This is a genomic window from Micromonospora sp. LOL_014, assembly GCF_048060245.1.
Taxonomy (GTDB): Bacteria; Actinomycetota; Actinomycetes; order Mycobacteriales; family Micromonosporaceae; genus Micromonospora_E.
Genome location: NZ_JBHMIP010000012.1, coordinates 150,313 through 176,175 on the forward strand (window position 1 = coordinate 150,313; position 25,863 = coordinate 176,175).

At 70.2% G+C, this 25,863-nt stretch carries 22 protein-coding genes; 21 read left to right on the forward strand and 1 reads right to left on the reverse strand.

Features of this window, described 5'->3' with window-relative positions:
* The first annotated feature begins 112 nt into the window (after positions 1 to 112).
* The 6 genes from ACFHW1_RS13320 to ACFHW1_RS13345 all read left to right on the forward strand — a co-directional run bounded on the left by ACFHW1_RS13320 (position 113) and on the right by ACFHW1_RS13345 (position 8,764).
* Positions 113 to 1,009, forward strand: coding sequence for a hypothetical protein (locus ACFHW1_RS13320; protein WP_416615518.1), 897 nt, complete (start codon positions 113 to 115; stop codon positions 1,007 to 1,009).
* Between the two features lie 83 nt (positions 1,010 to 1,092).
* Complete coding sequence (locus ACFHW1_RS13325) at positions 1,093 to 1,734, forward strand: hypothetical protein (protein ID WP_416552704.1); 642 nt, start codon at positions 1,093 to 1,095, stop codon at positions 1,732 to 1,734.
* A 50-nt stretch (positions 1,735 to 1,784) separates the two neighbouring features.
* On the forward strand, positions 1,785 to 2,420 hold the full coding sequence (locus tag ACFHW1_RS13330; protein WP_416552706.1) for a hypothetical protein: 636 nt from the start codon (positions 1,785 to 1,787) through the stop codon (positions 2,418 to 2,420).
* Positions 2,421 to 2,601: 181 nt separating this feature from the next.
* Complete coding sequence (locus ACFHW1_RS13335; RefSeq protein ID WP_416552708.1) at positions 2,602 to 4,140, forward strand: type I restriction-modification system subunit M; 1,539 nt, start codon at positions 2,602 to 2,604, stop codon at positions 4,138 to 4,140.
* A complete protein-coding gene (locus ACFHW1_RS13340) occupies positions 4,137 to 5,336 on the forward strand; it encodes a restriction endonuclease subunit S (RefSeq protein WP_416615500.1) in 1,200 nt (399 codons plus the stop codon). The genes ACFHW1_RS13335 and ACFHW1_RS13340 overlap by 4 nt, the downstream gene beginning before the upstream one ends.
* Positions 5,333 to 8,764 (forward strand): DEAD/DEAH box helicase family protein, encoded by a 3,432-nt coding sequence (locus tag ACFHW1_RS13345; RefSeq protein WP_416615502.1) that lies wholly within the window; start codon positions 5,333 to 5,335, stop codon positions 8,762 to 8,764. Before ACFHW1_RS13340 ends, ACFHW1_RS13345 begins: the two co-directional genes overlap by 4 nt.
* 147 nt (positions 8,765 to 8,911) lie before the next feature.
* On the opposite strand, the gene ACFHW1_RS13350 is transcribed toward ACFHW1_RS13345, so the two are convergent.
* Positions 8,912 to 9,148: a winged helix-turn-helix domain-containing protein gene (locus tag ACFHW1_RS13350; protein ID WP_416567903.1), complete on the reverse strand. Its 237-nt coding sequence runs from the start codon at positions 9,146 to 9,148 to the stop codon at positions 8,912 to 8,914.
* Between the two features lie 222 nt (positions 9,149 to 9,370).
* Between ACFHW1_RS13350 and ACFHW1_RS13355 the strand changes: the two genes are divergently transcribed.
* From ACFHW1_RS13355 to ACFHW1_RS13425, 15 genes are all read left to right on the forward strand, one after another.
* Positions 9,371 to 9,703 carry a hypothetical protein gene (locus ACFHW1_RS13355; RefSeq protein WP_416615503.1) on the forward strand — a complete coding sequence of 111 codons (333 nt, stop codon included), beginning with the start codon at positions 9,371 to 9,373 and terminating at the stop codon, positions 9,701 to 9,703.
* Positions 9,700 to 10,419, forward strand: a complete 720-nt coding sequence (locus ACFHW1_RS13360) for a hypothetical protein (RefSeq protein ID WP_416615504.1) — start codon at positions 9,700 to 9,702, stop codon at positions 10,417 to 10,419. Before ACFHW1_RS13355 ends, ACFHW1_RS13360 begins: the two co-directional genes overlap by 4 nt.
* Positions 10,416 to 10,883 (forward strand): hypothetical protein, encoded by a 468-nt coding sequence (locus tag ACFHW1_RS13365; RefSeq protein WP_416615505.1) that lies wholly within the window; start codon positions 10,416 to 10,418, stop codon positions 10,881 to 10,883. Before ACFHW1_RS13360 ends, ACFHW1_RS13365 begins: the two co-directional genes overlap by 4 nt.
* Positions 10,884 to 10,965: 82 nt before the next feature.
* Complete coding sequence (locus tag ACFHW1_RS13370) at positions 10,966 to 11,805, forward strand: maleylpyruvate isomerase family mycothiol-dependent enzyme (RefSeq protein WP_416615506.1); 840 nt, start codon at positions 10,966 to 10,968, stop codon at positions 11,803 to 11,805.
* A gap of 195 nt (positions 11,806 to 12,000) precedes the next feature.
* On the forward strand, positions 12,001 to 14,205 hold the full coding sequence (locus ACFHW1_RS13375; RefSeq protein WP_416615507.1) for an acyltransferase family protein: 2,205 nt from the start codon (positions 12,001 to 12,003) through the stop codon (positions 14,203 to 14,205).
* Positions 14,205 to 15,734: a hypothetical protein gene (locus ACFHW1_RS13380; RefSeq protein WP_416615508.1), complete on the forward strand. Its 1,530-nt coding sequence runs from the start codon at positions 14,205 to 14,207 to the stop codon at positions 15,732 to 15,734. The genes ACFHW1_RS13375 and ACFHW1_RS13380 overlap by 1 nt, the downstream gene beginning before the upstream one ends.
* Before the next feature lie 25 nt (positions 15,735 to 15,759).
* Positions 15,760 to 16,488, forward strand: a complete 729-nt coding sequence (locus ACFHW1_RS13385) for a sugar phosphate nucleotidyltransferase (RefSeq protein WP_416552772.1) — start codon at positions 15,760 to 15,762, stop codon at positions 16,486 to 16,488.
* 47 nt (positions 16,489 to 16,535) lie between these two features.
* On the forward strand, positions 16,536 to 17,837 hold the full coding sequence (locus ACFHW1_RS13390; RefSeq protein ID WP_416615509.1) for a nucleotide sugar dehydrogenase: 1,302 nt from the start codon (positions 16,536 to 16,538) through the stop codon (positions 17,835 to 17,837).
* Positions 17,837 to 18,877 carry an NAD-dependent epimerase/dehydratase family protein gene (locus tag ACFHW1_RS13395; RefSeq protein ID WP_416615510.1) on the forward strand — a complete coding sequence of 347 codons (1,041 nt, stop codon included), beginning with the start codon at positions 17,837 to 17,839 and terminating at the stop codon, positions 18,875 to 18,877. The genes ACFHW1_RS13390 and ACFHW1_RS13395 overlap by 1 nt, the downstream gene beginning before the upstream one ends.
* Positions 18,868 to 19,701: an FkbM family methyltransferase gene (locus ACFHW1_RS13400; protein ID WP_416552732.1), complete on the forward strand. Its 834-nt coding sequence runs from the start codon at positions 18,868 to 18,870 to the stop codon at positions 19,699 to 19,701. Before ACFHW1_RS13395 ends, ACFHW1_RS13400 begins: the two co-directional genes overlap by 10 nt.
* The gene (locus tag ACFHW1_RS13405) at positions 19,701 to 20,720 is read left to right on the forward strand and encodes a sulfotransferase (protein ID WP_416615511.1); all 1,020 of its coding nucleotides are present in this window, start codon (positions 19,701 to 19,703) and stop codon (positions 20,718 to 20,720) included. The genes ACFHW1_RS13400 and ACFHW1_RS13405 overlap by 1 nt, the downstream gene beginning before the upstream one ends.
* Before the next feature lie 46 nt (positions 20,721 to 20,766).
* The gene (locus ACFHW1_RS13410; RefSeq protein WP_416615512.1) at positions 20,767 to 22,029 is read left to right on the forward strand and encodes a glycosyltransferase; all 1,263 of its coding nucleotides are present in this window, start codon (positions 20,767 to 20,769) and stop codon (positions 22,027 to 22,029) included.
* Positions 22,026 to 23,258, forward strand: coding sequence for a glycosyltransferase (locus ACFHW1_RS13415; RefSeq protein WP_416567908.1), 1,233 nt, complete (start codon positions 22,026 to 22,028; stop codon positions 23,256 to 23,258). The genes ACFHW1_RS13410 and ACFHW1_RS13415 overlap by 4 nt, the downstream gene beginning before the upstream one ends.
* A complete protein-coding gene (locus ACFHW1_RS13420; protein WP_416615513.1) occupies positions 23,255 to 24,613 on the forward strand; it encodes a lipopolysaccharide biosynthesis protein in 1,359 nt (452 codons plus the stop codon). Before ACFHW1_RS13415 ends, ACFHW1_RS13420 begins: the two co-directional genes overlap by 4 nt.
* Before the next feature lie 19 nt (positions 24,614 to 24,632).
* The gene (locus tag ACFHW1_RS13425; protein WP_416615515.1) at positions 24,633 to 25,766 is read left to right on the forward strand and encodes a DegT/DnrJ/EryC1/StrS family aminotransferase; all 1,134 of its coding nucleotides are present in this window, start codon (positions 24,633 to 24,635) and stop codon (positions 25,764 to 25,766) included.
* Positions 25,767 to 25,863 lie beyond the last annotated feature (97 nt).

Genomic DNA, 25,863 nt, shown 5'->3' on the forward strand with positions numbered 1-25,863 from the left:
TGATCTTACGGACCGGCGTGCTTTCACGATCAATGCCGCTCTGGCGGGCCTGGGCATCGCCACCCCGCTGCGAGACTGGGTCACCGCTCCCGATGTGCCGCAGCACCTGAGCATGGAGCACCTGCAGCAGGTGTCGGCCACCATCGCGAGCCTTGAGCGGGCCGACGCGGCGGCCGGCGGCGGCAGCCTCTGCGACGTTGCCATCGCCATGCACCGCCGGCTGACCCGCTGGGAGCGGCAGGCCACCTATCCACGGCAGGTCGGCGACGCGCTGCAGAGCAACCTCGGCGACCTGGAAGCCTGGATCGGCTGGCTGGCGCTGGACGCGGAGCGGCGTGCCGAGTCGCGCCGCTACCTGCAGGAGGCGATCGTCCGCGCCCGACTGCGCGACGATCCGCACCTTGAGGTCCACGCCATGGTGGTCATGGCGATGCTGGTCAGGGAGGTGCGGCCGGTCGAGTCTCTGCAGATCGCCGAGGCTGCCCGACGCATCTCCGGCCCGTGGGCGACCCCTCGGCTGACCAGCCTGCTGCATCTGCGGACGACACACGCGTCCGCAGAAATGGGTGACGCCGTTGAGTTCAACCGCGCACTGGCCAGGGCAAAGACCGCGTACGACCGTGGCCCCAGCGACGACGACCCGCTCTACACCAGGTTTGTCAACGACAACGAGGTCAATGCGGTGGAGGCGTTGTCGCAGCTGGCGCTCGGTCGCCCAGAGCGGGCGGTTCCCTGCCTGCAAGCCCGGTTGGCGCACCACGATCCGGTCTACCGGCGGAACCAGATTCTCGGCAAGGTCAGCCTGGCGATCGCGCTGCACCAGCAGGGCGACTCCACCGCAGCGGGCACCGTCGCGCTGGACGCGCTGCCCGACATCGCCGAGCTGAAGTCCGGGCGTGGCCGTAAGCGGCTCGCCGGATTGCGGGCCGACCTCGGGCAGGTGGCCGACCGGGTGCCAGCGGCACGGGACTTCGTCGAGGCGTACGACGTGGCGAAGGTGGCGGCCTGACGAGCCGGTCGACCTGCCGGTGCCGGCGGGCTGGGCCAGATGCTGGCGGCATCGGCTTGGCTGAGGCTGGGAGACTGGGCGGTATGTCGACTGTGATCGTGCCCGCCGGGTTGAGCATGGGTCCGCGCTACCGGTACGTCCGTCCACCGGATCCGACGCCGGAGTGCTACGAGGTGCATCTCGGTGACGACCTGGTCGAGCTGACCGAGACCGAGGCAGCGGTGTGGGCGGCGGCGTTCCTCTACCCGGACCGGCACGCCAAGCTGTCGGTCAACCGGGAGTCGCTGGTACGAATGCTAGAGACCGCACCCAAGCCGGAGCCGCAGGCCGCCCGGTACGTCGACGACCTGATCGCCCGGGGCCTGCTGGTCGAGTTCGACCCGGACGGCGACCTGCGTCCGGTGTTCAGCCGGCACAAGCTGCTGCCGTTGGCCCAGGGCCTCGGCTCCACCCCGGACGCCCCCCACCAGCACCGCATCGGCATCGGCGACCAACCCCTCGTCGCCCTACCAAACTCGGTGTACGGGCTCTGGTCGTTCTCGTTCCACAGCAAGAACCTGTGGCAGGCGTGTGCCTACTATGCGGCGGCTGACGAGGACGAGCTGGAGCCGGGGGAGGAGCCCTTGGGGCTGACGCCGGAGTCGATAGCTCGGGAAGTCGCCGAGAACCTGCCGGTACTGATTTCGGCGACCTGCGCCTTCCTCGATCCGGTGGTCGACGAGTGAGCTGGCGGCGGCGTCAGTATCGGGCTGGTGAGAGACCAGCCCAGTCGTTCGTGCAGCAGTGGCGGCACGAGACGACGAAGGAAGGCACCGGCAACCTCGTCCAGCAGTTGGGGGCCGGCCTCGGTGCCCTTGCTGCGTTGGCGACCACGAAGTGGGGACTTCCGTCGTCCGTCGCGATCGTCGGTGCGATCCTCGGACACGCGGTGAGTGTCGCGGGCAAGGGCTTCGTCAACACGGTGTTGGACCGGCGACGTGAGGCTCGGGCGGGCGACGGCACGACCTCGGGCGGCTCCGGCGCTGGTGGTGGCGGTGCGAGACCGTTGAGCAGCGTCCGCCGCCGCTACCCCGGCCATCGGAGCCGGGGCGGTGGCGACCGGACGATCACTATCGGCGGCCCGGCGAGCCGGGGCGGCAGTGGCGGGGGCGGCGGGAGCACCGGCTCATACCTTCAGCAACTGCGTCGGCTGCTCGATGAGATCGAGACGCAGCAGGCGAAGCTGGCGAATGTCGCCAACGCGATGCGGGCGAGTCAGCTCGGCGTGGCACAGCTGCTCGCCGGTGGGCGTCAGGACCGTACGCAGGAGATCTACACCTGGTCGGAGCTGTCCCGCGCCAACGTCGAGGAAGCCGCCGTCCTGACTCACCAAGCAGTCAAGAGCCTGAAGGCGTACCTGTCGAATCTTTAGGTTGATCATGCGTTGACCAGCGTTGATTCCTCCGTGTGGTCACGAAGGTCGGCACGGTCGTTTGTGTCGTGCTGCGACAGTCGCAAGTAATCCGGCTCACAGTCCCTTGTGGCATGTGGAGACATGGCTGACTCTAAACGGTTCCGTGTCCACCACCACTCAGCCCTTGGGACATGACTCCGTGATCACTGGTGAACTGAAAAGCAAGATCGACCGCATCTGGGATGCCTTCTGGTCGGGCGGTATCTCCAATCCCCTCGAAGTGATCGAGCAGATTACGTATCTGCTGTTCATCCGCCGTCTCGACGAGTTGCAGACTCTCGCCGACAACCGGGCACAGCGCCTCGGCCCCGACGGGGTCCGGCACATTTACCCCGACGGCGACGACCCGCTCGGCGTGCCATACAGCGAGCTGCGCTGGCAGCGCTTCAAGAGCATCGATCCGCGGAAGATGTACGAGATCGTCGGCGAGCACGTCTTCCCGTTCCTGCGCACCCTGGGCGGTGACGGGTCGGCGTACTCGCGGCACATGAAGGACGCCCGCTTCACCATCCCGAACCCGGCGCTGCTCGGGCGGGTCGTCGACATGATCGACGACATCCCGATGGATGACCGGGACACCAAGGGTGACCTGTACGAGTACATGCTCAGCAAGATCGCGACGGCTGGGCACAACGGTCAGTTCCGGACGCCCCGGCACATCATCAACCTGATGGTCGAGATGGTGGAGCCCGGCCCGAAGGATCGCATCTGCGACCCGGCCTGCGGCACCGCCGGCTTCCTGGTCGGCGCGGTCGAGTACATCCGCCGGCGGCACCCGGACGCGCTGCACGACCCGGTGCTACGTGACCACTTCCACCAGGACATGTTCCACGGCTTCGACTTCGACAACACGATGCTGCGGGTCGGCAGCATGAACATGCTGCTGCACGGGGTGGAGAACCCGGCCATCGACTACCGGGACTCCCTCGGTGACGACGTCAGCGACGAGACCGAGGCGTACTCGGTGATCCTGGCCAACCCGCCGTTCGCCGGCAGCCTGGACTACGAGCGCACCTCGCGGATCCTTCAGCAGACGGTCAAGACGAAGAAGACCGAGCTGCTGTTCCTCGCGCTGTTCCTGCGGCTGCTGCGCAACGGCGGCCAGGCGGCGGTGGTCGTGCCCGACGGGGTGCTCTTCGGCTCCAGCAAGGCACACAAGGAGCTGCGCCGCATGCTGGTCGAGGACCAGAAGCTCGACGCGGTGGTCAAGCTGCCCGGTGGGGTCTTCAAGCCGTACGCCGGGGTGTCGACCGCGATCCTGTTCTTCACCAAGACCAACAGCGGCGGTACGGGCAACGTCTGGTTCTACGAGGTTAAGGCCGACGGCTGGAGCCTCGACGACAAGCGCAGCCCGCTGCTGCCGGAGGCGAAGCTCGGCCCGGTGCCGGCCGAGGCGCTGACCGCTGAGGAGCACGCCAAGAACAACCTGCCGGACGTGCTGGCCCGCTGGAAGCAGCGCGACGGGGCCGAGCGGGAGCGGGCGCGCACCGAGCAGTCCTTCTGCGTGCCGAAGGACGACATCGTCGCCCAGGACTACGACCTGAGCCTCAACCGCTACAAGGAGATCGTGCACGAGGAGGTCGAGCACCGGCCACCAGCCGAAATCATCGCCGAACTCGAACGCCTCGAATCCGAGATCCAGCAGGGCCTCGCCGACCTCAAGGGGCTGCTCGGGTGAGCGCGGTTCGTGAAGTGCGTCTCGGCGATGTGGTGAAGGTCATCGGGGGAGGGACGCCAAGCCGTGCAAACCCTGCCTACTACGGTGGCGACATCCCGTGGGTGACCCCCAAGGACATGAAGTCGTGGTCCATTGTTGGCGCACAAGTCAACATCACCCGTGAGGGTCTGGATAATAGCTCGGCACGTATGGCTCCTGAGAACTCCATCTTGGTGGTAGTGCGGTCAGGAGTGCTTAAGCACACTGTGCCGATTGGTCTCAACCGCGTTCCTGTTGCTATCAACCAAGATATGAAGGCAGTCATCTGCGGTGAAGGGGTGCACCCAGACTATCTGGCTCGAGCGCTGAAGGCGCGATCTGGCGAGATCCTTAGTTGGGTAAGGGCGACCACTGCTGACAATTTTCCAATAGATAAGCTCAAAGAGCTGAAGGTTGTCCTGCCGCCGTTGGCTGAGCAGCGGCGGATCGCGGACGTGCTGGACCGCGTCGACACCCTGCGCGCTAAGCGTCGCGCTGCTCTCGATCTGTTGGGTGCGGCGCGCACTGCCGCCTTTGTTCACATGTTCGGCGATCCGATCTTGAATGACCGATCATGGAAGAGGATGGCGCTTGGTGCCTTGGTCGAAAGGATTCATAGTGGGCGTAGCCCGATCTGTCTCGATCGGCCGGCTTCTGAGGGTGAGTGGGCTGTGCTCAAACTGGGGGCTGTGACAAGCGGTGAGTTCCGACCTGCCGAGAACAAGGCGCTTCCGGTAACCGTCGCGCCACGCGCTGAAGACGAGGTGCGTGCTGGTGACATCCTATTTTCGCGTAAGAATACGAGAGATTTGGTTGCTGCATGTGTGCTTGTGCGGTCGACCCCGGTGCGGCGGCTGATGCCTGACTTGATGTTTCGGCTTGAGCTGAAGGAGGAAGCCCCTGTCGTAGCGGAGTATCTTCATGCATTGCTCAGTTATCCACCGAAGAGGCGGACCGTCCAAGATCTTGCATCTGGTTCGGCTGGATCTATGCCGAACATCTCAAAGGGCAACCTGGCCACTGTGGCTGTCGAGGTTCCTCCCTTGGATCTTCAGCGGGAATTCGCGAGCGCTATCTCTTCGATTGAGACTGCCAAGGTGGTGCAGCGGAGGGCGTTGGGGGAGTTGGATGCGTTGTTTGCGTCGTTGCAGCACCGGGCGTTTCGGGGGGAGCTGTGACGGCGGCCAGCAACTTCGCGTTCCTGCGGGCTGAGTGGCCCGACCTGTTCGACGAGGCGCAGCGCGTCGAGCAGCACACGTACGCTGACCCGCGTACCGCCTGCTTCTATGCCCGGCGCTGCCTCGAACACCTGGTCAAGTGGCTCTATCGGGCCGATGAGGCGCTGCGGCGGCCGTACCGGGGCCAGCTCGCGGCGCGGATCGCGGAGCCGGCGCTGAAGAACCTGGTTGGCGAGGACCTGCACGCCAAGATGGAGATCATCCGGTTGCAGGGCAACAAGGCGGTGCATGAGAGCCGTCGGGTCAGTGATCGGGACGCGCTCGTGGTCTGCCAGGAGCTGTTCCACCTGATGTACTGGCTGGCCCGCACCTACACCCGCGACCAGGCCGCCGTGCCGTCGAGCAGCCTCGTCTTCGACGAGGCGCTGCTGCCGAGGCCGGCGGTGCGTCAGGCCAAGACCCGTGCCGAGCTGCGCGCCCTCGCCGACCAGCTCGCCGCGCAGGAAGAGCGCGAGGAGCGCGAAGCCGCCGCCGAGCTCGACGGCGACCTCGACGAGCAGGTCAAGCGACTCCGTGAGCAGGTCGCCGCCGCCAAGAAGCGCAACAGCAGGGTGCCGGACACCCACGACTACAACGAGCAGCAGACCCGGGACCTGTTCATCGACCTGCTGCTGCACGAGGCAGGTTGGGCGCTGGATCAGGCACGGGACACCGAGTTCCAGGTCAGTGGCATGCCGAACCAGACCGGCATCGGCTACGTCGACTATGTGCTGTGGGGTGACGACGATCGGCCGCTGGCGATCGTCGAGGCCAAGAGCGCCCGGCGGCACGCCATCGACGGCCAGAATCAGGCCCGGCTGTACGCCGACGCACTGGAGCGGATGTACGGCCGGCGGCCAGTGATCTTCTACACCAACGGCTACGAGATCTGGCTCTGGGACGACGTCAGATACCCGTACCGCAAGGTCCAGGGTTTCTACACCAAGGATCAGCTTGAGCTGCTGATCCAGCGTCGGTCGACCCGGCAGCGGCTGGCTGACACGTCGATCGACCGGGGCATCGTCAACCGGCACTACCAGCAGCGGGCGATCCGCCGGATCGCCGACACGTTCGAGGTCGACGGCCAGCGTAAGGCGCTGGTGGTGATGGCCACCGGGGCCGGTAAGACCCGCACCACGATCGCCCTGGTCGACCTGCTGCAGCGGGCCAACTGGATCAAGCGGGTGCTGTTCCTCGCCGACCGGTTGGCGCTGGTACAGCAGGCGACGAACGCCTTCAAGACGCACCTTTCGGACACGGTGACGGTCAACCTGTCGCAGGACCGCAACCGCACCGACGGCCGCGTCTACGTCGCCACGTACCCGACGATGATGGGCCTGATCAACGAGCTGGACGAGGGCGGCAGCCGACGGTTCGGGCCGGGCTACTTCGACCTGGTGATCATCGACGAGGCGCACCGGTCGGTCTACCAGAAGTACGGCGCCATCTTCGACTACTTCGACTCGCTGCTGGTCGGGCTGACCGCCACTCCGAAGGACGAGGTCGACCGCAACACGTACCGCCTGTTCAACCTGGAGAACGGCGTGCCGACCGACGTGTACGGCCTGCAGGACGCGATCCGCGAGGGCTACCTGGTCCCGCCGCGTGCCGTATCGGTCGCGATCAGGTATCCGCGGCACGGCATCCGCTACGACGACCTTCCCGAGCACGAGAAGGAGGAATGGGACGAGCTGGAGTGGGGTGAGGAGGAAGCCCCGGACCGGGTCGACGCGCAGGCCATCAACCAGTGGCTGTTCAACGCCGACACCGTCGACAAGGTCCTCGAACTGCTGATGACCCGGGGGCACCGGGTCGCCGGCGGCGACCGGCTCGGCAAGACCATCATCTTCGCCAAGAACACCCGGCACGCCGAGTTCATCGCCGACCGGTTCAACGCCAGCTACCCGCAGCTGCTCGGCAAGTTCGCCCAGGTCGTGCTGCACAAGGACCGGTACGCCCAAACTCTCATCGACTCCTTCGGCGCACCAGTCAAGGATCCGCACATCGCCATCTCCGTCGACATGATGGACACCGGCATCGACGTGCCCGAGGTCGTCAACCTGGTCTTCTTCAAGCAGGTCCGGTCCAAGACGAAGTTCTGGCAGATGATCGGCCGGGGCACCAGGCTGCGCAACGACCTGTACGGCCCCGGTCAGCACAAGAAAGACTTCCTGATCTTCGACTTCTGCGAAAACTTCGAGTACTTCGGCCACTCGCCCACCCGCACCGAGGGGTCCACGGCCGCGTCGCTCAGTGAGCGGATCTTCAAGGCGAAGGTTGAGCTGATCAGTCAGCTCGACCAGCGGCTACCGACCGGCACGGTCATCGACGGCGACGGTACCCGCAGCGAATCCGGGCTGCGCTGGGACGTCGCGAACGAGCTGCGCGGCCTGGTCGCCGGCATGCGGCTGGAGAACTTCCTGGTCCGCCCACACCGGCAGGCAGTCGAGCGGTACGCCGACCCGGCGAGCTGGCAGCGGCTCACGCCGGCGGCGTCGGAAGAGATCAGCCACGAACTGGCTCGGTTGCCGAGCGACATGCGCCTCAGCGGTGACGAGGAAGCAAAACGGTTCGACCTGATGATTCTGCGGCTGCAACTCGCCCGGCTCGGTGCCGGTGGCCGCTTCGACCGGACCAAAGCCGATGTGCAGGCGATCGCCGCCGCGTTGCTGGAGCAGAGCAACATCCCGGCGATCCGCGCCGAGGTGGAGCTGCTCGACCAGGTCGCCGCCGAGGAGTGGTGGCGTGACGTCACCCTGCCGATGCTGGAAGGGCTGCGGCGACGGGTCCGGTCGCTGGTCCGGCTGGTCGAGAAGTCCAAGCGGGCGATCGTCTACACCGACTTCGAGGACCAGATCAACGACGTGACCGAGGTACGCCTCACCGGCCTTGACGTCGGCACCGACTTCGAGCGGTTCCGGGAGAAGGTCCGGGTGCACCTGCGGACCCACGAGGACCATGTGGCGTTGCAGAAGCTGCGGCGTAACCGGCAGCTGTCGCCGACCGACCTGGCTGAGCTGGAACGGATGCTGGTCGACTGCGGCGGCAGTGAGCAGGAGATTGCCCAGGCCCGGCGGCGGGCCAACGGTCTCGGGCTGTTCCTGCGCTCCCTCGTCGGGCTGGACCGCCAGGCCGCGACCGAGGTGTTCGACGAGTTCACCGCCGGCCGCAACCTCGACGCGGGGCAGCTCGACTTCATCAACACGATGATCGACCACCTGACGCAGAACGGGGTGATGGAGCCGAGCCGGCTCTACGAGTCGCCGTTCACCGAGAAGGCTCCGGCTGGCCCGGACTCGGTATTTCCGTCGGCGGACGTCGACAAGCTGGTCAGCATCCTGCGTACGGTCAAGGCGAGAGCGGCCGAGCCGGAGGCCGACGCCGCCTGACCCTGGGCCACCAGAGCGACGGTCGTGGGCCGCATCCGTTCGCGAATGGAGGGCTGAGGCACGTTAAGACGCCCGAATTTCGTGCCTCAGCCCTCCACTCGCGGAGGTCGCGGGGGATGCTGCCGGCGGCGGTCCAGCAGGGTCGGGCTACGAGCCGCCGGCGTCGTCGCGGTCGGCGACGAACACCCCAAGCCCGTGTACGCCATGGACCAAGCGCTCCATCTGCAGCACGAGGATGGCGTGCCGGACGACGCCAGCGGAGACGCCGTATTCGGAGCGCATTTCGGCGGTCGAGGGCAGCTTGTCGCCTGGACTGAGCTGGCCGGACGCGATCTGCTCACGGACGTGATCGGCGATCTGCGCCCACTTCGGTTTGGCGGGCATCTGGACTCCCTGGTCTGCACCGCCATTTGATCACGCCCTGCACTGGTCAGACAAGTAGAGACTAGTAGGGAGTTGACTTGTACAGACTAGTATGACAAAGTTCAGCCCGGCTCCTTGGTCTGCAAACCCGGAGCTGGTTCCCCGCAAGGAGCCTGGTCAGCCGGCCGCCCCGCCGGCTGACCAGGTGCGCCCTCTCCACGCCTGAACGGGAGGCACCGACCGGTGACATCCGACCCCCGACTCGCCCCGATCCCGACCGCCACCGTCAACCAGAGGCCAGCGAACTACTACACGGCGTACGCCCGTGACCGGGTCGTCGCGGCGCAACAGGCCGTCGACACGCACACCACGTCGGCGTACAACGGGTGTTGTCTGGGCTGCGGACGACCCGGCCCGTGCGCCGACCTGGCCGCCGCCGAAGCGACCCTGGCCCGCTACCACCGGCTGCCGTTCCGTCGGCCCGGCGCGACCCTGCTCGACCAGACCCTGCTCGACCCGGCCCGGACCACCGACGCCGACCAGGCGCGGTTCACCTGGTGGCGGAGGTCGGCATGACCGACATGCAAGCTGAAGTCAGCGCGGCCGACGGGCAGGCGTTGCAGGTGGCCGCCGACATGATCGACGTGCTGCGGACCGTCGCCCTGGCGATGGAGACCGCCGTCACCCACGCCGACGAGCAACTGGCCGGCGTACGGCACCCGGACGCCGGGCTGACCACCGACCGTTATCAGAATGCGCTGCACGAGGCGTGGGACGCGTACGGTGATGTTCTCGACGCCGTCAGCGCCGGACGCCCGCAGCTGCCGGGTGGCCGACCGGTCGCGGTCGCATCCATTCTGTACGGCCTGCAGACCGCCCGCCAGCACGCCGCGCACGCCGCCGCCCAGCTGCCCGACCTGCGGCACCGGCTGGCGTACGCCACGGACCGGCTGCACCGCAGCGAACACCCGCACGCCCAGGCCACCGCCGACCGGCTGGCCGTAGCGCTGAGCCGGCTGCGTGACGTCGAGATCAGTCTGAGCGTCGGCACCGGCGCGGTGGACCGCTACCTCGACGCCCTCGACGCCGGGGTCGATCCGCCGGCCGCGCGGACCGCCCGGCTGGCCGCGGTGCGGCCGATAGCCAGCCCCAACGGGGACGCCCTTGCCGTCGGCACCCGGATGGCGGCGACGGTGGTGGCCGCCAACCGTCGGCACCTGCGATTCCGGACCCGCTGGCAGGTGTTCCGTCGGACATTGTGGAACAACGTGAAGCGGGAGATGCGCCTGTGACGACCCAAAAGCCGGTGCCGAACCAAAAGCCGGTGCCGACCAACCAGCCGGTGGCGGCGCTCAGCTATCTGATGGCCGGGCAGGTACATGCCCATGATCGCTGGGTGCAGCGGTTCACCGAAGCCGACCGCCAGCACTATCTTGACCTGCTCAGCGCGTTGTTCGTGCTCTGCGCCGACCGGCGGTTCCGCCGCGACGACCACGGCGCGGTGATCCGGTTCGTGGCCAGCGTCCGGGAACGCTTCGACCCCGACCGCACCCTGGTCGATCCGGTCATCGCGGAGAACCTGTTGCTGGCCGCGCTCGGCAGTCACGAGACACTGCCGGCCACCGCCGAGAACATCACCGTGCAGACGCTGCTGACCGTCGCCCTGGTCAGCGACGAGCAGCCCAGCCCGGCCGGCTACGACGCGCTGCTGCGCGAGGTTGACGCCATGGTCACCCCCGCCTCTCCCGTCGGCTAGGCATCCACCTCGAACGCCGATCCCTGGTGGACAACTCCGGAATATGCTGATGCCTTTGCGACCGACCGGAGGGGACTCGATGATGACCGGGAACAGCCCGCCACCCACGCTGCTGCTGAGGACCGCCGGTCAGTCCGTTCTGGATCCCGCGCGGCTGCTCGACGTCTTCGCCGCCCAACGGCGGCAGCTCTGCGCCGACCTGCGGACTCTGAGCCCTGAGCAGTGGTCCGCGCCGACCCGCTGTCCCGGCTGGTCGGTGCAGGACACCGTCCGGCACCTGGGCGACGTCACCGTTGCGATGGCTCCCGATCCGGGCGACCAGATGTTCGACGTGACAGCCGGGTTCGACCCCCGGACCACTCCCCGCCACTGGCTGGCGGCATCGACCGGCGAGTCGCCGACCGACACCCTCGACCGGCTCGTCGCGACGACGGAAAAGTCGCTCGCCGTGGCCCGGGACCGGCTGGCCCGCGACGACCGGTTCGACGTCGTCCTGCCGTACGGACCGATGGACTGGACGGTGCAGGCGCTGCACGTGCTGTGGGACTCGTGGCTGCACGAACGCGACATCTTCCTGCCGCTCGGCGTCGACCGCCCGACCAGCCCCGAAGCGACCAGCTGCGCGACCGCGTACGGGCTGTTCATCGCGGCGGCGGTGGCGCAGAAATTCGGTGCCCAGGCACGTCAGCGTCTTGACCTCGGTGGCGACGGCGGCGGCGTCTTCGAGGTGGTCGCCGACGAATCGGTGACGCTGACCGCGACGCCTGCCGCGACTCGGGCGGAGTCGGCCGCCCCGCCGGCCGCCGAGGTCGCCGACGCGCTGGCCGGTCGCGGCTCGGCCACGGTGCTCGACGGCGTGCCCGACGAGTCGCGTACCGCACTGACCGTCCTCGCCACCTTCTTCACGACCCCGGCCGAGTAGGCCATGGTCTGACGTAGCACGGCATCGGCCGGGTGACGATCCGGCCGCAGGCTATCGACTAATCAGCGGACCTCGTTCACTTATGGGGTGGTTTTGCGCTCTTAGTGAGGTAATTCGGCAAACGTCGCTCTAGCGGTGAAAAGCACTGATAGAACTGTCCGTACCCGTCGGGGTTCGGAGAGTGGGTGCGTAGCGATGACCAGTTCCGAGCTGGCCACGACGGACGTGCCGGCGGGTATGTCCGGCGCGTCCGGCACGGTAACCACCGCTCGGGACCGGGAAAAGCCGCCCGGGCCGGCTCAGGGTCCGGCCCGCCCGGTCGCGCTCGGTGGCCGTGGGCACGGCACGTTCCGGCGCGACATCGAAGGGCTGCGCGGGGTCGCCGTACTGCTCGTCGTGCTCTACCACGCGGGCGTCCCACTGTTCGGCGGCGGCTACGTCGGCGTTGACGTCTTCTACGTCATCTCCGGCTTCGTGGTCACCTCGGTGCTGCTGCGCGAGTACGCCACCGACGGCACCATCTCCATCCTCGGCTTCTACGCCCGGCGCGCCCGGCGGCTGCTGCCCGCCGCCGTCCTGGTGCTGGTCACCACCCTGGTCGCCGCCTGGTGGTGGCTGCCGCTGCAACTGCAGTGGATCGCCACCCAGGCGATCGCGAGCGCCGCGTACTGCGTGAACTTCCTGCTGGCCCGTAACAGCGTCGACTACCTGGACACAATGCGCCGGGAGTCGCCGCTGGAGCACTACTGGTCGTTGGCGGTCGAGGAGCAGTTCTACCTGTGCTGGCCGCTGCTGCTGCTCGTGCTGCTCGGCTGGCCCCGCCTGCTGCGCTGGCGTCCGGGTGATCTGCGGCCGGTGCTGGTCGTCGTGGCTGGCGTCGCCGCGCTCTCCTTCGCGCTCTGCGTCTGGCTGACCGCCACGTCGCCCGGGTACGCGTACTTCGGCTCCCCGGCGCGGGCCTGGCAGCTACTGGCCGGCGTGCTGATCGCCCTCGGGGCCGGTGCCGTGTCGCGACTGCCGGCCCGGCTCGCCGCCGGCCTGGCCTGGACCGGGCTGGCCGCCGTGCTGGCCGCCGCCCTGCTGTTCGACAGCACCACCCCGTTCCCGGGTTACCCGGCGCTGCTGCCGGTCGCCGGTGCGGCGCTGGTGATCGCCGCCGGCTGCGCGCCGCACACCGGTGGAGCTGCCGGGCTGCTCGCCCTGCGTCCACTGCAGTGGATCGGCCGGCTGTCGTACTCGTGGTACCTGTGGCACTGGCCGTTCCTGGTGATCGGCGCGGCCCTGCTCGGCGGGCACGGCACGATCGGGCAGAACCTGGGCCTGGTCGGCGGTGCGTTGGTCGCCGCCGCCGGCACGTACCTGCTCGTCGAGGCCCCGTTGCGGCGGCGTCGGCATGCGCTCCGGCCGTGGCGCACCGTCGGCCTGGCAGCCGTGGCGTCCGCCGTCGTCGTCGCGGTGGCGGTGCCGGCGCTGGCGATGAAACCGACGCTGGTGGGGCCGGGCCGCCCGGTCGACACCGTCGCCACCCTGGCCGCCTCGGCCGACGTCGAGCGTGACCTGGCCCGGCTGGTCACCGCCAGCGCCGAGACCGGCCCGGTGCCGGCCAACCTGACCCCGCCGCTGCCCGAGGTGACCACCGACATCCCGGCCGTGTTCCACGACGGCTGCGTGGTGCTGCGGATCACCGACACCGGCACCGACCACCCGTGCGGGTACGGCGACCCGGCCGCGGCGCAGACCGTGGTGTTGTTCGGCGACTCGCACGCCGGCAGCTGGTTCCCGGCGGTGCGTCGGCTGGCCGACGAGCGCGGCTGGCGACTGGTCGTCATGGTCAAGGGGTTCTGCAGCGCCGCGTCGGTGCGGTTCCACCTGGACTCGGCCAACCGGCCGTACGACGAGTGCGTCCAGTGGCGGGAGCAGGCCCTGCGACGGATCGGCGAGCTGCGACCCGCGCTGGTGATCACCTCGTCGACCAACTACACCTTCGGTGACCCGATCGGCGTGTTCACCGACCGTGACCGGGTCTGGACCGACGGCTGGGCGCGGACCGTCGACACGATCAGGTCCACCGGCAGCGAAGTGGTGCTGATCGGTGACGTGCCGTGGCTGCCGGCGACCGTGGTCGACTGCCTGGCGCTGCACCTGGCCGACGCGCGGACCTGTCACGGTGCGGTGTCCGACGTGGTGCTGGAGCCTCGTCGACGGCAGATGATCGCCTCCGCCGCGCGGGACCGGGGCGCACTGGTCGTCGACCCGACCCCGTGGTTCTGCACGTCGACGGTCTGCCCGGCGCTGGTCGGCAACGTGGTCACCCTGCGCGACGGTAACCACATCTCGGCCACCTACTCGCGGTTGTTGTGGCGGGCGCTGGACGAGCGGATCGGGCTGGCGGGCGCCTAGTGGACACCCGGACCGGGCCGGGCCCAAGTGACGACGCGCGTACGCCGGCGACGAGCTGGGTGCTGGCCGCCACCCTGATCCCGTCCGCCAGCGCGGTGCTGGCCTGCGTGGACCCGCGGCTGCGGCACTGGTTTCTGATCCCGGTCACGGTCTGCGGCGTACTGATCGGCGCCGACGCCTTCGAATGGTTGCGGCGGCGGCGCGACGTGTTCGACCCGCAGGCGATCCTCGGCCTGTTCGGCGTCCACTTCTACTACCTCGCGCCGGTGCTGCACGTGCTGCTGGATCACTGGCCGCCGCTTCTGCACCCGTCGGCGGCGGGGTGGCGATCGGCGTTGGGTGCGATGGCACTGCTGAACATGGTCGGGCTGGTCGTCTACCGGGTGGTCCTGTCGCTGCCCGGTCGCGGTCCACGGCCGGTCGGGCCACCCCGGCTCGACCCGGCGCGTTTCCAATCGGTCGCCCTGATGGCCGTCGTCGTCGGTGTCCTGGCGTTCGGGGCCGAGGTGGTACTGCTCGGCGGGCCGGGTGGCTTCCTGACGGCGATGACGCAGGACCGCACCGCCCTGGCCGGGATGGGCTGGCTGCTGCTGCTGAGCGAGTCCTTTCCGCTGCTGCTGTTCTGCCTGGTCCTGGTGCGCTGGCGGCAGCTGCTGCGCCGCCGCGTCGACCTGGTGGTGCTGCTGCTGGTCGGCCTGGTCGCGGTCCAGTTCCTGGTGGGTGGCCTGCGGGGCAGCCGGTCGGCGGTGCTGTGGCCGCTGGTGCTCGGCCTGGTCCTGGTGCATCTGCTGGTGCGGCCGATCACCCGCAAGGCGTTCGTCGCCGCGGCTGCGGCGGTGGTTGTGTTCGTGTACGCCTACGGGCTCTACAAGGGTGCCGGGGTGGAGGTCGTCGACATCGCCAAGGGCACCCGTACCGTCGAGGAGGTCTCCACGGAGACGGGCCGTGACCTGCCGACGGTGCTGCTGGCCGATCTGGGTCGGGCGGATGTCCAGGCGCTGCTGCTGGACCGGCAACGCCTCGGGGCCGCCGACTGGAGCTACGGGAGCACCTACGTCGCCGCACCGCTGTTGCTGGTGCCCGGCAGCGCGGGTGCCGAGCGGTTCCGGAGCAAGTCGGCAATCGGTACGGACGTGCTGTACGGGCCGGGCGTGTACGACTCCGGCCTGCGGTCGCAACGGGTCTTCGGCGTCACCGGCGAGGCGATCCTCAACTTCGGACCGGCCGGCGGCCTGCTGTCGTTCGTGTTCCTCGGGCTGTTCCTGCGGTTCGCCACCCGGTACTACGCGCAGGCGCGGCGTCGTGACGCCCTCGCCGCGAAGCTGCTCTGCCTGCCGCTGTGCGCGATCACGATCATCCTGGTCACCGCCGATCTGGACAACATCCTGGCTTTCTACCTCGGTGAGGCGCTGCCGCTGGCGATTGTGGTGCTCTGCGCGATCGCGCGCCGGCCACGGACGGCCGTCGATCATCGTCAATACCGACAATCAGGGCCTAACGCTCTGCTAGTCTCAAATCATCTCAAATAGCCGAAGGGGTGCACCGGTGGACGACATGCATGTCGTGATCATGGCGGGCGGCCGAGGGGTACGACTACGGCCGTACACCACCGCGCTGCCCAAGCCGCTGGTGCCGATCGGCGAGCACTTCGCGATCCTCGACGTGGTCCTGCACCAGCTGGCCGCCTGCGGATTCCGGACCGTGACCATCGCGATCAACCACCACGGCTCGCTGATCCGGGCGTTCGTCGGCGACGGCTCCCGGCACGGACTGTCCGTCGACTACGCCCAGGAGCGGACTCCGTTGTCCACCGTCGGACCACTGTTCACGATGCGCGACCGGCTGCCGGAGCGCTTCCTGGTGATGAACGGCGACATCCTGACCAACCTCGACTACGCCGACCTGCTACGCGCCCACACCGACTCGGGCGCCCCGGTGACCGTGGCGACTTTTCGGCGCAAGGTGCAAATTGACTTCGGAGTGCTGGCCGTTGAGGGCGACAAGGTCGTCGAGTTCAAGGAGAAGCCCACCTTGGACTACCGGGTCAGCATGGGCGTGTACGGGCTTACCAGGCAGACGATCGCGGCGTACCCGAGCGGCATCGCCTTCGGCTTCGACCAGCTGATGCTCGACCTGATCGGCCAGGGCAACCCGCCAGCCGCCTACGACTTCAACGGCTACTGGCTCGACATCGGTCGACCCGAGGACTACGACGAGGCGAACCGCAGCTTCGAGACGTTGAAACCGATCCTGCTGCCGGCCGCGCTGCGGGAGTCCGCATGAGCGTGGGCCCGGCCCGGACAGATCTCGATTCCGGACAAGGAGCGACAATGGCAAACCGGATCGGCATCGTGGGAATGGGGTATGTCGGGCTGACCCTGGCAGCCGGCCTGGCCCGCAACGGATGCGAGGTGCACGGCGTCGACAGCGAGCCGCGCGTCCGGGAGGAGCTGTCGGCCGGCCGGGTCCATCTGTACGAGCCGGGCCTGGCCGAGGCGCTACGGGACACCCTCGGCCGCAACCTGTTCGTTCACCCGGCGCTTCCGCCGGACCTCGACGCCGCCGTCATCTGCGTGTCGACTCCGGTCCGCGACGACACCCGGCAGCCGGACCTGACCAACGTCGCGGCCGCCGCAACCGAGATCGCCCGGCGCTGCGGATCGCAGACCCTGGTCGTGGTGCGCAGCACCGTGCCGGTCGGCACCAGCCGGCGGGTCGTCCTGCCGGCGTTGACCGCCGCCTGGGGCCGGGCCCGGCTGGTGATGGCACCGGAACGGACCATCCAGGGGCAGGCGCTGCGCGAGCTCACCGAACTGCCCCAGGTGGTCGGTGGTCTCGACGACGACAGCCGACGCGCCGGGGTGGCACTGTTCGGCCGGCTCGCCCGGCAGGTCGTCCCGGTCTCCAGCCTGGAGACCGCCGAGCTGGTGAAGCTGGCCAACAACTGCCACACCGACCTGATCTACGCGTACGGCAACGAGGTCGCCCTGCTCGCCGGGGCGCACGGGGTGGACCCGTTGGAGGTCATCCGGGCCGCCAACCACGACTACCCCCGACCCGACCTGGCCCGACCCGGCTTCGTCGGCGGAAGTTGCCTGTCCAAGGACCCGTATCTGTTCGGCGCCTCTGCACCGGCGCACACCCCACTGCTCGTCGCCGCGGCCCGGCGACGCAACGAGCAGCTGCCGGTACAGGTGGCGGAGACCGTCGTCCGGCGACTGCGACAACTGCGTGGCGCGACCGCTGGCGCGACCCTCGCCGTCCTCGGCTGGGCGTACAAGGGCTGGCCGCCTACCGACGACATGCGCGGCGCGGCGGTCGTGGCGATGCTGCCGGCGTTCGGCCGGGCCGGGCTACGGGTGCTCGGCCACGACCCGCTGGTCGCCGACGAGGTCATCCGGGCCCACGGCGGCGAGCCGGTCAGCCTCGACAAGGCGTTCAGCGAGGCCGACGCGGTCCTGGTGCTCAACGACCACCCCGACTACCGGGGGCTGCCGGTGGGTACGCTGTTGCCCGGCACCGCCGTCCGGTTCGTTTATGACTCGTGGCGGATCCTCGACGAGGAAGCGGTGCGGGCGGCCGGAGTGCACTACGAGAGCCTGGGCTACCGGCCGACCAGGGAGCCGGTGTGATGCGCGCGCTGGTCCTCGGCGGTGCCGGGTTCATCGGCCTGCACCTGGTACGCCGGCTGGTCGCCGACGGCCACGCGGTCACCGTGGTCGACGACTTCTCCCGGGGCCGCGATGACGCCGAACTCGCTCAGGTCTGCGCCGACCCGGCGGTCGAGGTGGTCGCCGGTGACCTCACCCGGGCCGCGACCTGGGCGGCGCTGCCCCGGCAATGGGACCAGGTCTACCTGCTGGCCGCCGTGGTCGGGGTGCGCAACGTCGAGGCCGACCCGGCCCGGGTGGTCCGGATCAACACGCTCGTCGCGCTGCACCTGATGGACTGGATCGCCGCCGCCGACCGGGTCTTCTTCAGCTCCACCAGCGAGGTGTACGCCGGCGCGGTCGACGCCGCAGTGGCCGCCGTACCGACCGGTGAGGACGTCCCGGCGATGGTGGCCGACGTGACGGCACCCCGCTTCGCGTACGCCACCAGCAAGCTGCTGGGCGAGGCGGCCGTGCTGCACGGGTCCCGCGCGGTCGGCGCACACGCCGTGGTGGGTCGATTCCACAACGTGTACGGGCCCCGGATGGGCACCGACCACGTGGTACCGGAGATGTCGCTGCGGGCGCTACGCGGCGAGGACCCGTTCCGGGTGCCGGGCGCCGACCAGTACCGCGCCTTCTGCTACGCCGACGACGCCGTCGAGGCGGTGGTCCGGCTGATGGCCACCCCCGACGCCGCCGGCCGGATCGTGCACATCGGCGACGACACGGAGCAGACCAACATCGCCGACCTGGCGAAACTGGTGCTGCGTACCGCCGGCAGCCACGCCAGCCTGCGGCCCGAGCCGGCGCCCGCCGGCTCGGTGCACCGACGCTGCCCGGACCTGGGTCGGCTGCGCCGGCTCACCGGCTACCAGCCGGCGGTCGCGCTGGAAGAGGGTGTCGGGCGGACCTTCACCTGGTACCGCGACCACGGCCGGCCGGCCGGCACCGAGGCCCCGACACCGCCAGGTGCAGGTGCGCCGGACCGGATCGAAGGGCAGGTGCCGTCGTGGCGGTGAGCCTGCGTCGCCGGATCCTCGACGTGGCCGACGACCGGGTCGATCCCCGGATCATCGCCGGGCTCGGCGGTATCGCGCTGTCACTGCGGTCCCGCTCGCGCTGCGTCGTGCGGTACGAGGAGGACACCTGGATTCACCGGTACCGGGGCGGGACGGTCGTCAACACCGAGCTGGGCGGGCTGTCCGCCGAGCGGGAGGACCTGGTCGTGCGGGACACCTTCCTGTACGGCTACCACCCGCGTTCCGGTGACACCGTCGTCGACATCGGCGCCGGCGTCGGCACCGAGGTCCGGTTGTTCTCCCGGGTCGTCGGTCAGCAGGGTCGGGTACTCAGCATCGAGGCGCACCCGCGTACCTTCCACTGCCTGCGCCGGACCGTGCAGCTGAACCGGCTGTCCAACGTGACGCTGCTGGAGTGCGCGGTGGTCGGCGAGGCCGGTCCGGTCCGCATCGGCGAGGACGCGCTCAGCCACATCCGCAACGGGATCAGCCAGGAGGGCACCGGCGGGATCGAGGTCACCGGCCGCCAGCTGGACGAGATCCTGCGGACCTGCGGCGTCGACCGGGTCGACCTGCTCAAGATGAACATCGAAGGTGCCGAGCTTGGCGTGCTGGAGGGGGCCCGCGACGTACTCGACGTGGTCGGCAACCTCGTCGTCTCCTGCCACGACTTCAAGGCCGAGGGCCCGGCCGACGCGTGGATGCGCACCTTCGCCCCGGTCAAGGCGCTGCTGCGCGACGCCGGGTACACGATCACCACCCGACCGGCCGACCCCCGGCCGTGGATCCCGTACTACGTGTACGCCTCCCGGGGCAGGCAGTGATGCGGCTGTTCTACATCGGCGGGATCGGCCGCAGCGGCAGCACCCTGGTCGAGCGGGTGCTCAACGAGCTGCCCGGGGTGTGCGGGCTGGGCGAGGTCGCGCAGGTCTGGGACAACGGGGTACGGGACAACCGACGCTGCGGGTGCGGTGCGGCGTTCCGGGACTGCCCGCTGTGGAGCGAAATCGGCGAGTACGCCTTCGGTGGCTGGGACAACGTCGACCTCGCCCGGATCACCTGGCTGCGCGCCGTCGTCGGCCAGACCCGGCACGTCGGGCTGCTCGCCGCCCCACGGCTCGGTGAGCGGCGTCGGGCCCGGCTGATCGAGTACGTCGACTACCACGCACGCATCTACGCCGCCGCCGCGGCGGTGACCGGGGCCCGGGTCGTCGTCGACTCGTCCAAGGACACCGCGTTGGCGTACGGCCTGCGCTGGGCCGGTCCGGCCGATCTGCGGATCCTGCACCTGGTGCGGGATCCGAGGGGAGTGGCGTACTCCTGGATGCGCCGGGTGCACGACCCGGAGTCCGACACCGACGTCGCGGTGCCCCGGTTCCCGGCGCCCCGGTGCGCGCTGACCTGGAGCGGGCACAACGCCGCGTACGACCTGCTGGGCCGGCTGGGCCGGCGGCGGCACGGCGCGGTCGCCGGGCGGCTGGTGCACCGGATGCGGTACGAGGAGTTCCTCGCCGACCCGCCGGGTACGGCCGGGACGCTGAGCCGGCTCGCCGGTCTGCCCCAGACCGGGCTGGATCTGTCCTATCTGTCCGGTGGAGAGGTGGAGCTGGGCGAACTACACAGCGTCTCCGGCAACCGGATGCGGTTCACCACCGGCCGTCTCGCGTTGCGGATCGACGACGCCTGGCACACCGGACTGCCGGCCGCCGCCCGCCGGACCCTCACTGGGCTGTGCGCGCCGCTGCTGCGCCGGTACGGCTACCACCGTGCCCGGCCACCTGAGCCGTCAGCGTCCGAGACGGCGGAGATTGGGCCCGAGACGGATGATCGACTGAAAGTGTAGCTATCGCGCTGAACAGGGGATTTCCGACGGATGCCGGGGAGGGACGATGCGAGTGGTGGTGACCATCGAGGCGCGGTTCGCCCGCACCCCGGACGGCGCGATCTGGGCTCAGACCGGGCAGGACCACCAGTTCTGGAGCGGGTACCTGGCGGCGTTCGACGAGGTCCGGGTCGTCGCCCGGGTACGCGACGCGGCCGAGCCGGCCGCTGAGGCGAAACGGGTCGACGGCCCCGGCGTCGAGGTCTGGCCGGTGCCGTACTACCTCGGGCCGTACCGCTACCTCGCCCAGCGGAAGGCGATTGGCCGGGCCGTGCGCGATGCCGCCGGCTCGCAGGACGCGGTGATCCTGCGGGCGCCGTCGCCGATCGGCACGCTGCTGGCCACCGCCCGGGACCGCCGTCGCCTGCCGTACGCGATGGAAGTGGTCGGTGATCCGTACGACCTGTTCGCCCCCGGGGTGGTGGACCACCCCCTGCGGCCCGTCCTGCGGCGGCTGTACGTCGACCGGTTGCGCCGGCAGTGCCGCCGCGCTGTCGGTGCCGCCTACGTCACCGACCGTTTCCTGCAGGACAGGTACCCGACCTCGGTGGGCGCGGTGAGCGTCGCGGTGTCCGATGTCAACCTCACTCCGGTCGCGTACGTCGACACCGCCCGGACCATCGGACGGACCGGGACCGTCGCACCGACCCGGCAGCCCGCCACCCTGATCTCCGTCGGCTCGCTCGAACAGCGGTACAAGGGCATCGACACCCTCATCGCCGCACTCGCCACCCTGACCGCCGACGGCCGGGCGGTCCGCCTGGTCCACGTCGGCGACGGACGGCACCGCGCCGAGCTGGCCGACCTTGCCCGCCGGTACGGCGTCGCCGACCGTGTCGTCCTGACCGGCGCGCTGCCCGGCGGGGACGCCGTCCGCCGGCAACTCGACGCCGCCGACCTGTTCGTCATGCCGTCGCGCACCGAAGGGCTGCCCCGGGCGCTGATCGAAGCGATGGCGCGGGCACTGCCCGCGATCGGTTCACCTGTCGGCGGCATTCCCGAGCTGCTGCCACCCGGGTTCCTGGTCCCGCCGGACGACCCGGGCCGGTGGGCCGGCGCCGTCGCGGCGCTACTGGACCGCCCGGAGCTGATGGCCGCCGCGTCCGCCCGCAACCTCACCCGGGCCCGGGACTTCTCGGCCGATGTGCTCACCGCCCGGCGGACCGCCTACTACCAGGCGGTCGCCGAGGCGACCGTCGAGCGCACCGGAGGTCGCGCCGGAGGTCGCGCCGGAGGGCCCGGCCGAGCCACCCAGAGGAGCTACGTGTGACCCGCCCAACTGCCATCCCAACCGAAGCTCCACCACAGGCGGGATCGCACCGCCCGGCCGGCAGAGCCGTGCACGTCGTCCACGTCATCGGCACGCTGGACCGCGGCGGCGCGGAGACGCTCTCGCTCGACATGTGCCGGGCCGTCCCGGCCACCGAGGTGCGCCAGACGTTCATCACCATGGGCGGACGGGCCGGCAGCCTGGCACCACAGTTCCGGGCTGCCGGGGCGGCGGTCGTCCAGGTCCCGCAGCGTCCTGCCCTCACCTTCCCGCTGCGACTGCGTCGCTGCCTGCGCCGGCGGCGGCCCGACGTCGTCGTGTCGCACATCAGCCTGTTCAGCGCGGTGGTGCTGGCGGTAGCCGCCGGGATGGGCGTGCCGGTGCGCATCGCCCGGATGTGGAGCGAAGGGGACGGCCGCCGCGACACGGTCGCCCGCCGGCTGCTGCGCGCCGCCCTGCGCCGCCTGCTGCATGTGGTCGCCACCGACATCGTCGCGGTCAGCGACGCGGCGATGGCGTACGCCGGCCGTCACGTCGGCATGCCCGGCTGCCGAATCCTCTACAACAGCGTCGACGCGACCCGGGTCGTCGGCGGCGACCGGGAATCGGCCCGCCGCCGGTGGGGCATCCCACCCGAGGCCATGGTCATCGGCTACATCGGCCGGTCCGCGCCGGAGAAGAACCGGCCGTTCCTGGTTGACGTGCACCGTGCGGTCCAGGCCCGGACCGACGCCCCAGGCGGTACGGCGTCGCCAGCGGGCGCGGCAGGGCCGGCGGGTACGGCTCCGCCGGATACCCGGCTGCTCATCGTCGGGCCGTGCGGGGTCGACGACGTGGTGTCGGCCCACCCGGATGTGCCGGACGACCCGACGGTGATCCTCGGCGGAGAAGTGGACGAGATCGCCCCGGTGCTCGCCGCCGCCGACGTGTTCGTCCTGCCCTCCCACTGGGAGGGGTTGCCCGGCGTGGTGCTCGAAGCGCTCGCCGCCGGGCTACCCGTCGTAGCCACCGATCTGCCCTGCCTGCGCGAGGCGTCCCGGTACGTCGACGGCCTCACCCTCGTCGACCTTTCGGCCGGCGCGCACCGGTGGGCCGAGGCGGTGCTGCGCAGCGCCCGGACCGGCCCGGCCGACCGGGACCGGATCCGGGCGAGCTTCGCGACCTCACCGTTCCAGACCCGGCACGCCGCGGCACAGTGGCGGTCGCTGTGGCGGGCCGAGGCGCGGTGACCCGCGACCGGCGGTCCACCCTGGCTCTGCTGGCCGGCTCCAGCGCCGTCCAGATGAGCAGCAACATGGTGGCGGCGCTGCTGGCCGCCAGCGTGCTCGGCCCGCACGGTCGCGGTCTGATGGTGCTGGGCGTGTCCACCGCCGGCATCGTCCCGCTGCTCGCCGGCCTCGGCACCGGACCGCAACTGCGTTCGGCGTATCCGGTGGTGGGCGGCGGCGCCCGGCGACGCGACCTGGTCGCCAGCTACACCTGGTGGTCGGTGGCGGCCACGGTCAGCGCCGCCGTACTCGCCGTCGCGGTGTCGGCGCTGTCCGCGCCGCTGATCGCCCCGGCGCTCGCCGACCCCCGCTACCTGCTCGCCCTGTCGGTGCTGACCTGCGGGTACGTCGCCCACACCCAGTTACCCGACGGCTGGTACGCGGCCGGTCTGTTCCGGTCCGGCAGTCTCTGGGCGATGGCGACCACGCTCGGCGGCGGGCTCGGCCTGCTCGTCGCGGTCACCGTCGCACCGAGCGTCTGGTCGCTGCTGCTCGGGCAGGGGGCCGGCATGCTGACGGCGACCACCGCGCAGGTCGTCGCGCTGCGGGCCACCGGGCTGCTCTGCTTCCAGACCCCGACCCGACGCGAACTGTCCCGACTGCTCGGCCGGGGCTGCCGCGCACTCGGTCTCACCCTCGGGCTGGCCCTGGCGCTGCGGCTGGACCGCTACGTACTCGGCGCGCTCACCGGGGCGGCGGCGGTCGGTGTCTACTCGGTGGCGTCCACCCTCGGCCAGGTGCCGAGGATGGTGCCGAACGCGATCGGCCAGCTCGTCAACCGGGACGCGGCCGTCGCGTCCGGACCGTTGCGCCCGGTCCGCACGGTCGCGGCGACCGCCGGCGTGGTGACCGCTGTCGGCGCGGTGACCGGGCTGCTGGGCTGGCTGGTGGTCATCCCGCTGCTCGGCCCCGGGTTCGCCGCCGCCGGGCCGCTGCTGGTGGTGCTGCTGGTCGCCGAGGTCGCGTTCGTGCCGTACGCGGTGGCGAGCCGGGCGCTGCTCGGTGCCGGCCGGATGGGCGCGGTCGGTGCGTTCGGTTTGGCCTGGAGCGCGGCGGCGCTGGCGCTGTTCCTGTTGGCCGTCCAACTGTGGGGTACGGCGGGCGCGGCGGTCGCCTGCGTCGCCGTGTACGCCGGCATCTCGGCGTCGTCCTGGCTGCTGCTGACCCGCCGGGCCGCCCCCCGGTCTGCTCGCCGCCGACCAGGTGCGGACCGTCGGCGGGGACCGGGCGGACCCCGCCACACGGACTCCGCCGACCCGCGTCCCGAGCCAGCAGGCGACGCCCGACCGCGACCGTCCCCGCTCAGCCGGGTGTGACTCACCGACCAGTGATGGAGTGATGTCGATGCTTCCCTACGGGCGTCCCTGTCTGGACGAGTCCGACGCCGAAGCGGTCGCCGCCGCCGTACGCACCGAGTGGCTGACCGCCGGCCCGACCGTACGCCGGTTCGAGGGCGAGCTGGGCGGCTACCTCGGCGGGGTGGGCTGCGTCAGCGTCAGCTCCGGCACCGCCGCGTTGCACACCGCGTACGGTGCCGTCGGCCTGCGCCCCGGCGACGAGCTGGTCACCACGCCGTTGACCTTCGTCGCGACAGCCGCGACCGCCGCGCTGCACGGTGCCCGGGTGGTCTTCGCCGACGTCGAGGAGGCGACCGGCAACCTGGATCCGGCCGCCGTACAGGCCGCGGTGACCTCGCGGACCCGGGTGGTCACCGCCGTCGACTACGCCGGCCATCCCGCCGAGTACGGGCAGCTGCGCAAGGTCGCCGCCGACGCGGGGGCGCTGCTGTTCGACGACGCGGCGCACGCGATCGGGTCGACGTACCGTGGGGCGCCGGTCGGCGGGCTCGCCGACCTGACGACCTTTTCGTTCTTCCCGACCAAGAACCTCACCACCGGCGAGGGCGGCGCGGTGACCGGCACCGACCCGGACCTGCTGGACCGGGTACGCCGGTTCGCCAACCACGGCATGGTCCGCGACCCGCAGCAGCTGCGGTACGGCGACGAGGGCGGCTGGCACCAGGAGGTGCACAGCTTCGGTTTGAACTACCGGCTCTCCGACGTCCTCTGCGGGCTCGGGCTCAACCAGCTGACCCGGCTGTCCCGGTTCAAGGCCTACCGGGCCCGGCTGGCGGCCCGCTACCACGAACTGCTCGCCGATCTGCCGGGTCTGCGGCTGCCCGAGCAGCGGCCGTGGGTCGACCCGGTCTGGCATCTCTACCCGGTACGCGTTCTCGCTGGTCGCCGACGCGAGGTCTACGACCGGATGCGGGCGGCGGGCATCGGTGTCCAGGTCAACTACCTGCCGGTCTACCGGCATCCGGTGTTCGCCGACCTCGGTTACCGGCAGGGGCAATGCCCGACAGCGGAGGCGTACTACGCCGAGGAGCTGTCCCTGCCGATCCATCCCGACCTGACCGACGCCGACCAGGATTGCGTGGTTGACGCCCTGCGAACGATCTTGATGTGACCGGGACGATCCTCGGCTGGACATGGGTGGCCGGGCCATACGTCGAAGGGCCGGACCCCGGGGTACGGGGTCCGGCCCTTCGACGCTGTGTCTGCGG